General features: G+C 64.6%; 10 protein-coding genes. 6 read left to right on the top strand and 4 right to left on the bottom strand.

Annotation, left to right across the window (positions count from 1 at the left end; genetic code table 11):
• Positions 1-3: 3 nt before the first annotated feature.
• Entirely contained in the window at positions 4-228 is a 225-nt protein-coding gene (locus tag ACVIIW_RS07845; protein WP_456700219.1) for a DUF2783 domain-containing protein, read from the bottom strand.
• A gap of 7 nt (positions 229-235) precedes the next feature.
• Positions 236-1,867: an FAD-dependent oxidoreductase gene (locus ACVIIW_RS07850; protein ID WP_456700220.1), complete on the bottom strand. Its 1,632-nt coding sequence runs from the start codon at positions 1,865-1,867 to the stop codon at positions 236-238.
• A 110-nt stretch (positions 1,868-1,977) separates the two neighbouring features.
• Here ACVIIW_RS07850 and ACVIIW_RS07855 point away from each other — a divergent pair, with 110 nt between their 5' ends.
• Complete coding sequence (locus tag ACVIIW_RS07855; RefSeq protein WP_456700221.1) at positions 1,978-2,520, top strand: MarR family winged helix-turn-helix transcriptional regulator; 543 nt, start codon at positions 1,978-1,980, stop codon at positions 2,518-2,520.
• Here ACVIIW_RS07855 and ACVIIW_RS07860 read toward each other — a convergent pair whose 3' ends face one another.
• Positions 2,521-3,327, bottom strand: a complete 807-nt coding sequence (locus ACVIIW_RS07860) for an N-acyl homoserine lactonase family protein (protein WP_456700222.1) — start codon at positions 3,325-3,327, stop codon at positions 2,521-2,523.
• A gap of 370 nt (positions 3,328-3,697) precedes the next feature.
• Here ACVIIW_RS07860 and ACVIIW_RS07865 point away from each other — a divergent pair, with 370 nt between their 5' ends.
• The 4 genes from ACVIIW_RS07865 to ACVIIW_RS07880 all read left to right on the top strand — a co-directional run bounded on the left by ACVIIW_RS07865 (position 3,698) and on the right by ACVIIW_RS07880 (position 10,238).
• Positions 3,698-5,221 (top strand): caspase family protein, encoded by a 1,524-nt coding sequence (locus ACVIIW_RS07865; RefSeq protein ID WP_456700223.1) that lies wholly within the window; start codon positions 3,698-3,700, stop codon positions 5,219-5,221.
• Positions 5,222-5,359: 138 nt separating this feature from the next.
• On the top strand, positions 5,360-6,022 hold the full coding sequence (locus ACVIIW_RS07870; protein ID WP_456700224.1) for an OmpA family protein: 663 nt from the start codon (positions 5,360-5,362) through the stop codon (positions 6,020-6,022).
• A 143-nt stretch (positions 6,023-6,165) separates the two neighbouring features.
• Positions 6,166-7,095, top strand: a complete 930-nt coding sequence (locus ACVIIW_RS07875) for an efflux RND transporter periplasmic adaptor subunit (protein ID WP_456700225.1) — start codon at positions 6,166-6,168, stop codon at positions 7,093-7,095.
• Positions 7,095-10,238 carry an efflux RND transporter permease subunit gene (locus ACVIIW_RS07880; RefSeq protein ID WP_456700226.1) on the top strand — a complete coding sequence of 1,048 codons (3,144 nt, stop codon included), beginning with the start codon at positions 7,095-7,097 and terminating at the stop codon, positions 10,236-10,238. The genes ACVIIW_RS07875 and ACVIIW_RS07880 overlap by 1 nt, the downstream gene beginning before the upstream one ends.
• A 55-nt stretch (positions 10,239-10,293) precedes the next feature.
• Here the strand turns inward: ACVIIW_RS07880 and ACVIIW_RS07885 are convergent, their stop codons facing one another.
• Positions 10,294-10,968 carry a Crp/Fnr family transcriptional regulator gene (locus tag ACVIIW_RS07885; RefSeq protein ID WP_456700227.1) on the bottom strand — a complete coding sequence of 225 codons (675 nt, stop codon included), beginning with the start codon at positions 10,966-10,968 and terminating at the stop codon, positions 10,294-10,296.
• Between the two features lie 216 nt (positions 10,969-11,184).
• Here ACVIIW_RS07885 and ACVIIW_RS07890 point away from each other — a divergent pair, with 216 nt between their 5' ends.
• The gene (locus ACVIIW_RS07890; RefSeq protein ID WP_456700228.1) at positions 11,185-13,200 is read left to right on the top strand and encodes an AsmA family protein; all 2,016 of its coding nucleotides are present in this window, start codon (positions 11,185-11,187) and stop codon (positions 13,198-13,200) included.
• Positions 13,201-13,202: the final 2 nt, after the last annotated feature.

A 13,202-nucleotide genomic window follows, 5' to 3' on the forward strand; every position in this document is an offset into this window, starting at 1 on the left:
TGGTTATTGTTGTTGCTGTTGTTGCTGCTGCCCGTCGACCATGCGGCGCTTCGCCAGCGCGAGCGCTTCCCTGAGCACGTCGATGTCGCCGATATGGTTGGCGAGGATCAGCACCAGAGCTGCGTCGAAATCGGCGCTCTGCTCGTCGCTGAGGCCGCGATGCGCCTCGACGATGGCGCGGAAAGCGTCGTCGGGCCGCGCAAAGTTGGAGCTGGTAGAGAGCGGCATATAAACCTCAATTCAGACCTGCAGCCCGAGACAGCGCCGCCGCGATCGCCTCACGCGTCGGGTGGCGGAAGCGCGCCGCGACATAGCCGTCGGGCCTCAGTAGGTAGGCAGAACCAGGCTCGGCGTCGTAGCGTCTGGCGACGAGGCCTTGGGAATCGGCAAGTCCGCCCTCGCCGCCGACGCGGATGTCTTTGACGTCATCGGGCACGTCGACCCCCGCACCATTGCTGAACGACAGCAGGGTGAAGTCCGCTCCACCCTCACGGAACGCATCGGTCAGATAGGCCTGCTCGCCGACGGGGGCATCAAGCATCGAGCAGCCCGGCGACGGTCCGCCGCGCCAGGCATCCGCATCACGTGATGACAGCGGCGAGTCATAGCTGCACGGCACCGAGAGCCGGCCGCCATTGACCATGCGCTTGCCGAACTCGGTCTCTCCGGCGAGCGACAGCACCGCCTGGCGCAGCCGCGCTTCCTGATGCGAGTTGGGTGCCATGAAATCGGTCGAACGGGTGGATTCGCGGATGTTCTCATCGGCCGCCAGGCTACGCTCGACATGGTAGCTCTCGAGCAAGCTCGCCGGCGACGCGCCGCGCAGCACGCGATCGAGCTTCCAGGACAGATTCTCGGCGTCCTCAAGCCCGGAATTGGCGCCGCGCGCGCCAAACGGTGAAACCTGATGTGCGGAATCGCCGGCAAAAATCACGCGGCCATGGATGAAGCGGTCCATCCGTCGGCACTGGAATTTGTAGAGCGAGATCCACTCGAACTCGAATTCGTCGTGGCCGAGCATGCGCGCGATCCGCGGCCGCACGTTTTCCGGTTTCTTCTCGACGGCAGGATCGGCATAGCGATTGAGCTGGAGATCGATGCGCCAGACATCGTCCGGCTGCCGATGCAGCAGCGCGGAACGCCCTGCATGAAACGGCGGATCAAACCAGAACCAGCGTTCGGTCGGGAATTCCGCCGTCATCTTGACGTCGGCGATCAGGAATTGATCCTCGAACACCTGTCCGGCAAACTCGGCGCCGACCATCTGCCGCAGCGAAGAACGCGCGCCGTCGCAGGCGACGACATATTGCGCGTGCAGGCGATAGGCGCCTTCGGGCGTTTCGATCGTCAGCGCGACAGAGTCGTTGCGCTGTTCGAGCGCGGTCACCTTGTTGCGCCAGCGCAGGTCGATCCCAGGCAGATCGCTGATGCGATCGACCAGATAGGCCTCGGCATAATATTGCTGGATATTGATGAAGGCCGGCCGCTTGTGGCCATCCTCCGGCAGCAGGTTGAACTGATAGAGCTGGGACTCGCCGTGGAAAATACGGCCGACGCTCCACACGACGCCCTTGTCGACCATGCGATCGGCGACGCCGAGCCGGTCCCAATATTCCAGCGACCGTTTCGAGAAGCAGATCGCGCGCGAGCCCTCGCCGATGCGGTCGGCATCATCCAGAAGGACGACGCGCTGGCCGCGCTGGGCGAGATCGATCGCCAGCGACAAGCCCACCGGGCCTGCGCCAACGACCACGACCGGGTGCTCGGCCGGACTTTGGCCCGGGCGATCCTGGTCGGAGTGGCGGCGATAGCCAAACTGGGTCTTCGCTTGAAAGGTGTTGGCCTGATGCGTATTGGCCGGCGCCATATACTAACCTCGGCTCTGGTCAGGAGCGGACTGACCTGCTAGATAGTCTCACGTGCAACTATTTTGGACCGGCGCCGGCCGGCCGTCAACAGGAATTCGGAGCGCTCGCCTTGGCCAGGACATCCAGCGACATCGCGCTGAAGACAAGAGAATCCGACGAGGCTTCGCCGCGGCCCAAATCGCGGCTCGACCTGTTCAAGTTCGTGCCGTTCCGCCTCAACCGGCTTGCAGCGGAGGTCAGTTCCGCGCTCGCGGTCGAGTATCAGGAGCGTCACGGCCTGGATATTCCAGCCTGGCGCGTGCTTGCCACGCTCGGCTTCCGCAACGATGCCTGCAGCGCGCAGTACATCTCGCAATGCACCCGCACGCACAAATCCACCATTAGCCGTGCGGTGACCACGCTGTTGCATGACGGCCTGATCGAGCGGGTCGAGAACGAAGCCGACCGCCGCGAATTCCGCCTGCAGCTGACCAGGAAGGGCCGCACACTGTACGAGGAGCTGTTCCCGCAATTGCTGCGGCGGGAAGACGAGATCCTCGCATGCCTCACCGCGCAGGAGCGGAAGCAGCTCTCGACCCTGCTCGGCAAGATCGAGGGAAGCCTCGATCTGGTCCAGACCAGCGAAGAGGCCGACGCCAAGCAGGCGTATTGATCACTTTGCAAACGACCGCGACGGCGGCAGGTGCAGCGCCCAGGCATCGACCTTGTCGCTGGCGCGCGGATAGATCTCGGTCACGACGGGATCGTGGCCCGGAATGTAGCGATCGGCATGCCCGGCGAGGCGTTCGATCGTCTCCCAGCCGACCGCCATGTCACCCACATTGTAGACGATCGGAAACGGGCTGCGGCGTTGCAGATTGGCATAGTAATGCGCAGCGTCGGACGCCAGCACCACCGGCCCGCGCGCCGTCTCGACCCTGACCACCTGCAAACCGTCGGAATGGCCGCCGACACGGTGCACGGTCACCCCGGGCGCGACCTCGCCGTCGCCGGAGTAGAAGGTGACGCGCTCGCCATAGACATGGCGCACCATCTGGGTGACGTGCTCGACCGAGAAGGGATGTCGCAGCAGTCCGTTGCACATGCAGCGCCCCGTCGCATAGGCCATCTCACGCTCCTGGAGATGAAAGCGCGCATTGGGGAAGCGATCGAGATTGCCGGCGTGGTCGTAATGCAGATGCGTCACGATAATGTCGCGGATACTCGACGCCGCGATGCCAAAGCGCTCCAGCGCATCGACCGGGTTGAGCGTCAGTTTTCGCGCGCGCAAGGTCGCCTCCTCGGCATTGAAGCCGGTGTCGACCAGGATCTCGCGGCCCTGCCCGCGGATCAGCCAAACGAAGTAGTCGAGATCCTGCGCCGCGCCGTCATGCGGGCCGGGCGCCAGAAAATTCATGCTGGGCGTGCGTGGCGACATCGTCGCATAGCGCAGGGCGTAGATTTCGTAAGCGTTTCCCATGGGCTCTAATTCCGGTTCTTGCTTTTTTCTGAGCGGATCTTGCGCACCAAGCCATCGCCCGCAGCAAAGGTCAAACGTGCGAGGTTGTGGCGGACGCGAGACCCAATGTGAGACCAATCACACTTTCGTCGCGAGGACCGGCCTGACGTGGGCCGCCGGAACCCCGAACGAGAACGCGCCGAGGAAAATCGTGACCGCCGCATCATTCCCCTCGCAGCCGACCTGCGCGTCGCGGTCAATTGTCGCAATAGTGCCGAATCTCCAAGTGGTTGACGCCCCCGCGCGCCGGTTTGATAATGCACTTTGCGTAAGTTAAGGTCGCCGCGGCGCAAGCTGGGAACGGCGCCTTTTTGGCTGGACCGCGCTGATTATGAAAATCCGCTTCCTTCTTCTTCTGCCCTTGCTCGCCTCTCTTTTCCCGACCGCTCCGTCGCTTGCGGCCAGCGACCGCTATGCACTGGTGATCGGCAATGCCAAATATCCCGATGCCGACAGTCCGCTGAAGGAGCCGATCAATGACGCCCGCGACGTCGCCGATGAGCTCAAGCGTGATGGCTTTACGGTTGAGGTCGGCGAGAATCTCACTGGCGACGGCATGCGCCGCGCCTTCGACAAGCTCTATGGCAAGATCAAGCCGGGCTCGGTCGCCCTGTTGTTCTACAGCGGGTTCGGCATCCAGTCGGCGCGCCAGAGCTATATGATCCCGATCGATGCGCAGATCTGGACCGAGTCCGACGTCCGCCGTGACGGTTTCAGCATCGAAGCCATCCTGGGCGAGCTCAACACCCGCGGCGCCGGGGTCAAGATCGCGCTGATCGATGCCTCCAGGCGTAACCCGTTCGAACGCCGGTTCCGCAGCTTTTCGGCCGGTCTCACTCCTGTCATCGCGCCGAACGGCACGCTGGTGATGTATTCGGCAGCGCTGGCATCGGTGGTGTCGGACGCGGGTGGCGATCACAGCCTGTTCGTCCAGGAGCTGCTCAAGGAAATCCGCGTCCCGGACCTGATGGCCGAGGAAACGCTGAACCGCACCAAGATGGGCGTCACCCGCGCCTCGCGCGGCGAGCAGGTGCCGTGGATCTCGTCCTCGCTTGCGGAGGATTTCTCGTTCATTCCCGGAGCCGGCGGATCGCGCCCGGCCGCAACGACACCGCCGCCGGCGCCTCCCGCGCCGCCGCCTCCTGCAGTCGCCAACAACCCTCCGCCAAATCCACCGGCTCCACCGCCTCCGCCGGTGGCTGCGAACAATCCGCCGGCGTCGCCCGCAGCTCCGTCGCCACCCCCGACGCCGAAACCGCAGGTCGAGGCCGCGCTGCCTCCGCCGCCCCCGCCGGTCAAACCGGCCGAGCCTGCCCCGGTGCCAAACGCCGATGGCGGGCCGAGCGCGGCCACACTGGCCGAAGATCCCACGATCAAGGGCCTGACGGCCAAGATCGCCGCCAATCCTGACGACGTGAATGCGCTGTACCGGCGCGGCCAGGTCTATGCCAGCAAAGGGGCGTACAATCTGGCCATCAAGGATTTCGATGACACGCTCCGGATCAATTCAAAGGATGTCGAGGCGCTGAATAACCGCTGCTGGACCCGCACCGTGGTCGGCGACCTCCAGGGTGCCCTGAAGGATTGCAACGAGGCGCTGCGGCTGCGGCCGAATTTCGTCGACGCGCTGGACAGCCGGGGCCTCGTGAACCTCAAATCCGGCGCGGCAAAGAACGCCATCGCCGACTTCGACGCGGCGCTGAGGATCAATCCGCGCCTGACCTCCTCCCTCTACGGCCGCGGCGTAGCCAAGCAGCGCAACGGTTCGGCCCAGGAAGGCGCACTTGACATCGCCAATGCCAAGGCGATGGATCCGAACATCGTGCAGGAATTTGCAAGCTACGGAGTGCGTTGATATTTTTTGACTTGGGGCGGGCGGCGCTCGAACCCCTGGCGATCCGGCCAAGACTAACCGAACGGATGCCGCTGGCCTTGCCGTGGGCCTGTCGCCAAGGTTTTGGAACAGCGCGGGCTCGCGCAGGAGGGACTGACAATGAGATCGGCTGGAAAAGGACTGACCGCGATTCTGTCCATCGTCACCCTCGGTGCCGCGCTGTCGCTGACGCCAGCCTTCGCCGGCGATGACGGCAACAGCCAGAACGTCACGGAGGACGAGATCGTCCGTGCCCTGGCGCCGCAGAAAAAGCCCCTGACCCGCGGTCTCTCGATCGCCCCTCAAGCCGATCCCGCGCCGAACCCGGCGGAAGCCAAGCTGATCCAATCCGTCCGCGGTCGTGCCACGCGCTCGCTTTCCTCGACCGAGCGCGAGGAGATCGCAACCGCGGCCAGGGACAAGCCGAATATCGATCTCGAAATCACCTTCGACTACAACTCGGCCGATATCAGCACCAAGTCACTCCCGTCGGTGCAGGCGCTGGGCCGCGCCCTGACCAGCCCCGATCTGAAGGGCTCGACCTTCGTGGTCGCCGGCCACACCGACGCCGCCGGCGGCGAGAGCTATAATCAGGAGCTCTCTGAACGCCGCGCGGATTCGATCAAGCGCTATCTGGTCGAGAAATACAGCATCGCGGCCGCCGACCTCGTCACCGTGGGCTATGGCAAGACAAAGCTGAAGGATCCGAACCGGCCGATGGCGGAGGTGAATCGCCGCGTGCAGGTCGTGAATATGGAAAACAAGACCACCGCATCGAAGTGACCACGGCGTAACCCGTTGCAGTGACAAGTCGTGATGTGGTGTAAGGTCTTGCTCCCGGCGCGCGTCCCCCAGTCCTGCGGGACGCCGATTCGTATCAGGGAAACCCGCTTCACAACCCCGAGCCAGGCCAGGATGATCCGGCGATGAACGTCTCCGAATATCTCAAGCCTGCGGGTACCGTGGCGTTCATCCTTGCGCTCGGCGCCGGCTATTACTGGTTCGAGCATCGGCATCGTCCCGAGGCAAAGGAGACGCCGGGCGAGGCGCTCGTCATCGTGTCGAAATCGACCAATGCCTGCTTCTCCGACCTCGTGCGGGTGACGGGCTTCTTCGTGCCGCGGCGTGAGGCCGTGGTCATCGCCGACCAGGAAGGCTCGAAGGTCACCGACCTCTTCGTCACCGAAGGTACTGTCGTCACCGACAACCAGGAGCTGGCGCGCCTGACGGCGCCGCCGCAGATTCCCGGTCAGCCGCAGAGGCCGGTCCCCCAGGGGCCGATCTCGCTGAAGGCGCCCGCACCGGGCCTCATCACGGAAGTGCGGACCATCGTCGGCGCGCCGGCCTCCCCGCAGGCCGGACCGATGTTCCGGATCGCCGTCAACAACGAGATCGAGCTGGATGCGCAGGTCCCGGCCGTGCACATGCCGAAGCTCAGCCCCGGAGCGACGGTGCGGATCAGCCGCGACGATGCCGCCGATCTGATTGGCCGGGTCCGGCTCGTCGCGCCCGAGATCGACCGTGCCACGCAGCTCGGCCGCGTCCGTATCAGCGTCACCAACAATCCTTCGTTGAAGGTCGGCGTGTTTGCCCGCGCCTCGATCGACGCCAAGCGAAGCTGCGGCGTCGCCGTCCCCAAGACCGCGATCGACCATCTGACCGTCCAGGTGGTCAAGGGCAACACCGTCGAGACGCGGAGGGTGCGCGTCGGCCTGACATCGGACAGCCAAACGGAAATCCTGGAAGGGGTCGACGTCGGCGAAATCGTCGTGGCCGACGCCGGCTCTTCGCTCCATGACGGCGACCAGATCAAGACCATGTTCGCCGATGAACTCGATCGCACGCGGGTACGCTGATGGCTCTCAATATCTCGGCATGGTCGATCCGTAATCCGCTGCCCTCGGTGGTCTTTTCGATCATCCTCCTGATTCTCGGCTGGACCTCCTTCACCAGGCTCGCGATCACACGACTGCCCTCGGCCGACATTCCCGTGATCTCGGTGGCGGTGGCGCAGTTCGGCGCCGCGCCCGCAGAGCTCGAATCCCAGGTCACCAAGACGGTCGAAGACGCCGTCTCCGGCGTCGAGGGCGTGCGGCACATCACCTCCTCGATCACCGATGGCGTGTCAGTCACCACCATCCAGTTCGCGCTGGAGACCAACACCGACCGCGCGCTCAACGACGTCAAGGACGCGGTGACCCGCGTGCGCTCGAACCTGCCGCAAAACGTCACCGAGCCGCTGATCCAGCGCGTCGACGTGATCGGCCTGCCCATTGTAACCTATGCCGCGATCTCGCCGGGCAAGACGCCGGAGCAGCTCTCCTATTTCGTCGACGACGTGGTCAAGCGCGCGCTGCAGGGCGTGCGCGGCGTCGCCCAGGTCGAGCGCATCGGCGGTGTCGAGCGTGAGATCCTGGTTTCGCTCGATCCTGATCGCCTGCAGGCGATGGGGCTGACTGCCGTCAATGTCAGCCAGAGCCTGCGCGGCACCAATGTCGACGTCGCCGGCGGTCGTGCCGAGATCGGTAAGAACGACCAGGCCATCCGGACTCTGGCCGGCGCCAAGACTCTCAGCGACCTCACCGGCACCATGGTCCCGCTGTTCGGCGGCGGCGAGGTTCGTCTCGACGATCTCGGCACCGTGACCGACACCATCGCCGACCGCCGTACCTTCGCCCGCTTCAACGGCGAGCCGGTGGTCGCGCTGGGCATCAAGCGTTCCAAGGGCGCCAGCGACGTGAAGGTCGCCGCAGCCGTGCAGAAGCGCATCGACGCGCTCAAGGCCGCCTATCCCGATGTCGACCTGAAGCTGATCGATACCTCGGTGGACTACACCAACGGCAATTACGAAGCGGCGATCTCGACCTTGTTCGAGGGCGCCATTCTCGCCGTGGTCATCGTGCTGCTGTTCCTCCGCGACTTGCGCGCCACCATGATTGCCGCGGTCTCGCTGCCGCTGTCGATCTTCCCGGCGTTCTGGGCGATGGACATCCTCGGCTTCTCGCTCAACCTCGTCAGCTTCCTGGCCATCACGCTGTCGACAGGTATTCTGGTCGACGACGCCATCGTCGAGATCGAGAACATCGTGCGGCACATGAACATGGGCAAGTCGCCCTATCGTGCCGCCCTCGAAGCCGCCGACGAAATCGGTCTCGCGGTGATCGCGATCTCGCTGACCATCATCGCGATCTTCGCGCCCGCGAGCTTCATGTCGGGCATCGCCGGGCAATTCTTCAAGCAGTTCGGCATCACGGTCTCGGTGCAGGTGTTCTTCTCGCTGCTTGCGGCGCGGTTCGTGACGCCGATGCTGGCCGCCTACTTCCTCAAGCACGGCCATCACGAAGAGCCGCCGCCCGGCCGCATCCTGCGCACCTATCACGGCCTCGTCTCGTGGTCGGTCAAGCATTATTTCATCACGGTGCTGATCGGCTTCGGCATCTTCGCGGCCTCGATCTGGAGCATCACGCTGCTGCCGCAGGGCTTCCTGCCGGCGCAGGACAGCGCCCGCTCGCTGCTGGCCCTCGAACTGCCGCCGGGCACGCAGCTCGCCTACACCGAGAAGGTCACCGAGGACATCGTCGCGCGCCTGCGCAAGCGGCCGGAGGTGAAGAGCATCTTCGTCGATGGCGGCCGCGTTCCCCCGGGGACCCAGGAAGTCCGGCGCGCTTCGCTGATCATCAACTACACGCCCAAGAACGACCGCAAGATTACCCAGCGCGAGCTCGAATTCTCGATCAGTCAGGAACTGGAGAACGTTCCCGATATCCGGTTCTGGTTCCTGGACGAGAACGGATTGCGCGCGATCTCGCTGGTGGTGACCGGTGTCGACGCCAACATCGTCAACAACGTCGCCAGTGAACTCGCGACGCAGATGAAGCGAATTCCGACCATCTCCGACGTGATCTCGGAGACGTCGCTGGAACGTCCCGAACTGCGCATCGAGCCGCGCGCCGATCTCGCCGCGCGACTGGGCGTCTCGACCGAAAGCCTCTCGCAGACCATCCGTGTCGCGACGATCGGCGATGTCGGTCCGGCGCTCGCCAAGTTCGACGTCGGCGACCGCCTTGTGCCGATCCGAGTGCAGCTCGAGGACGCGGCGCGCGGCAACCTGAAGACGCTCGAGCAGTTGCGCGTTCCGCTCGGCGAGCACGGCGAGAAGGGCGGCGTACCCCTCTCGGTCATCGCCGACGTCAAGCTCGACCAGGGTCCGACCAGCATCAACCGCTACGACCGCGAGCGGCAGGCAACGGTCGCGGCCGATCTCGTCGGCTCCGCGGCACTCGGCGACGCCACCAAGAAGATCTACGATCTCCCTGTCATGAAGAGCCTGCCGAAGGGCGTGAAGGTCTCTCCTTCCGGTGACGCCGAAAGCCTCAACGAACTGTCCGACGGCTTCGCCACCGCGATCACGGCCGGCCTGATGATGGTCTATGCGGTGCTGGTGCTGCTGTTTGGCACCTTCCTGCAGCCGATCACCATCCTGTTCTCGCTTCCGCTCTCGATCGGCGGTGCGATCGCGGCCCTGCTTGTCACCGGCAAGCAGCTCACCACGCCGGTCTGGATCGGCATCCTGATGCTGATGGGCATCGTGACCAAGAACGCGATCATGCTGGTGGAATTCGCGATCGAATCGATCAATGCCGGCAAGCCGCGCGACGAGGCGATGATCGACGCCGGCATGAAACGCGCCCGTCCGATCGTGATGACCACGATCGCGATGGCCGCCGGCATGATGCCGAGCGCGCTCGCGGTCGGGGCCGGCGGCGAATTCCGCTCGCCGATGGCGCTCGCGGTCATCGGCGGCCTGATCTTTTCGACCATCCTCTCGCTGGTGTTTGTGCCCGCAATGTTCATGGTGATGGACGATTTCGGCGCCCTGATCTGGCGCTTCGGCAAGCGGCTGATCGTGCACAGCGAAGACGCCGAGACCGGCGGCCACCATGAAGCCGCGGATACGGCGCATGCGCCGAAGCGCATCGTGCACCCGGCGGCGGAGTAAGCGCGCTCTGCAGAAGCCGTCGCAGCGACGAAAGTCCTCGCCGCGACGCCTCGTCCTACTCGTTTCGCGCGATCGCGGTCAGCTTGGACATATTCCGCAGCAGGATGCGGCCGCGCTGGAGATCCAGGATTGCTTCCTTGCGCCAGGCCTGAAGCTGGCGGTTGACGCTCTCGCGAGCGGCGCCGACGAAGACGCCGAGTTGCTCCTGCGAGATGTGGACTTCGGAACCGAAATCGGCGGCAAGCGCGCAGAGCCGGCGCGCCAGCCGCACCGGCAAAGGCTGCAACATCGACTCTTCCATGCGTTCGCTCTGCCAGCGAATGCGCTGGCACAAGAGCGCGATGATCTTGATCGCGACCTTTGGCTCCCGTTCCAGAAAAGCAAGAAAGTCTTCGCGCCGCAACACGAACAATTCGCTGGCTTCACCGGCGGTCGCATCCGCAGTGCGGCTCTGGCCGTCGAGCACCGCGACCTCTCCGAACAGATCGCCCGGACCCATGAAGTTCAGCGTCAGCCGGCTGCCATCGGACGCCCCAGTCTCGATGCGGACCTGACCACGGCGCACGCCGAACAGCGCGTCTCCCGCATCGCCCTTCTGGAACAACACCTCGCCATTTGCCAGATGCTGGGTGTGGCAAAGATTGGACAGCCGCTGGAGCTCGTCGGGACCGAGGTCGGCGAACATGGCATTCATTTTCAGAATGACCGCAAATTCCGCCTGCTTGCTCATTTCAACGTCCTTGTGAATCTCTTCGGCAAATCGCTTGGAGGCATCGACGTCAGGATCGCGTAAAACCGCACCGGGGAAGTGTGTCATAAGTCACATAACTTTGCAGCACCTCCTGATTATTTTTAGGCGCTTGGAGCGGTCTCCCGTCCCGGGATAAACTCAGGCGAATGGGCGGCAACCGGCCGGTTTCGACGCCGCAGTTCTTGGAAATGCGACATGAGAGCAATGAAATTCGCCGGCGCTGCGGTGGCCGCAATCATCATCGTGGTCGGTCTGCTGCTGGTGATCGGGATTCCCTCGGGCTTCCTGACCACGACGATTGCCTCGCGCGTCGAGCAGGCGAGCGGCTATCGCCTGTCGATCGACGGCTCCGCCAAGATCAGCTTTTGGCCGACGCTGAACATCACGCTGAACGATCTGACGCTGCAGGATCCCAAGGACCGCAGCGGCATCACGCGCCTGACGATCGACAGCGTGCAGGCCGACATGTCGCTTGCGAGCGCATGGTCGGGCCGTCCCGAGATCAGCGAAATTGTCGTCAGCCACCCCGTGCTGCACCAGCCGCTGCTGCGCGAGCGCCTGCCCGACAGCGGTGCGTCGCCGCAGGCGTTCGCGCTCGACATGAGCGGCGCGACGATCGAGCGCATCAAGATCAGCAACGGCGAGGTCGCATTCTCTCGCGCGCGCGATCGCGTCGAAGGCCGCATCAGCGCCATCAACGCCGACGCCGTCACGAGCCGCGACCGCAAGGTCAATATCGCCGGCACTGCTCGCGTCGGCGAGCACCCGACCAGGTTCGACATCAAGGCGACGAGGCCGGCGCCACCGAACGAGCGCCAGACCATCCCGTTGGATTTCGCCATCGACATGCCCGACGTGCTGAAGGCTCAACTCGCCGGCCATGCCGACATGCGGCTGAACGGCGCGGTCGTGATGATCAACGGAGTCAGCGGCACGCTCGGAGATGGCGGCTTCAATGGCTGGGCCTCGGTCGACATCGCGAGCAAGCCGCTGGTGAAGCTCGATCTCGATTTCCAGCGGCTCGCAATCCCGCTGGTGAAATCGCCTGGCGGTGCGGCTGGGGAGCCCTGGAGCGATGCGCCGATCGACGTGTCCGGACTCAATTATGTCGACGCCCAGATCAGGGTCTCGGCCAACGAAGCCGTCATTGGCGATGCCCGTCTAGCGCCGCTGGCGGTTGATGCAAAGCTCGCAGGCGGCATCTTGAAGGCGGGCACGGCCAATCTTGGCACTTACGGCGGCCAGGTCTCGGGCGAAGCGATTTTGGATGCGACCGGCGGCGCGCCGAGCTTTGCGATGCATGCCGACCTCGTCGGCGTGCGTGCGCTGCCGCTGCTGCAGGGCCTTGCCGAATTCGACCGCATCGACGGCAAGCTGCAGGCCAAGCTCGCCCTGCGCAGCGCCGGCGCCAGCCAGCGCGCGCTGATGGCGAACATGCAGGGCACGGCCTTCGTCAATTTCCAGGACGGCAGCATCCGCGGCATCAATGTCGCGCAGATGATCCGTTCCCTGACCTCCGGCACGCTGTCGGGCTGGCAGGACAACCAGAACGCCAGCCAGGAGCAGAGCACGGACCTGTCACAGCTCTCCGCCTCTTTCCGCATCGACAAGGGACAGGCGGTGACGACCGATCTCAATCTGGTCGGGCCGCTGGTGCGTGTCACCGGCGCCGGCACCATTGCGCTCGACACCAAGATGATGGGCTTTCGCGTCGAGCCGAAACTGGTGATGACGACCGAAGGCCAGGGCCGCACGTCCGAACCGGTCGGCTTCGGCATTCCCGTGATGATCACAGGCCCGTGGTCGCAGCCGCGGATCTATCCTGACATGGCCGGCGTGCTCGACAATCCTGATGCCGCCTATGCGAAGCTGCGCGAGATGGGCAAGGGCCTGTTCGGCCCTGACGGCGCCGGGCTCGGCAATATCCTGAACAGTTTTGGCCTCGGCGGCAACGCCGATCCGCAGGCGCAGCGGCCTGGGCAAGGACAAGGGCAAAACAATCTGCTCGGGGGCCAGTTGGGCGAAGCGATCGGCAATCTGATCCAGCAGGGGCTGTCGAGCGGCAACGGAAACGGCGCCAGCCGAAACCTCAGCCTGCCCGGCGCACCGGCGCCGCAGGCCTCGCCGGCCCCGCCGACCCAGGACCCGCCTGCGGCGCAGCAGGACAGCCAGCCGATGAACGACCTGATGCGGCAGCTGTTTAACAGGTGATT

It is taken from the genome of Bradyrhizobium sp. USDA 4449 (assembly GCF_054056275.1).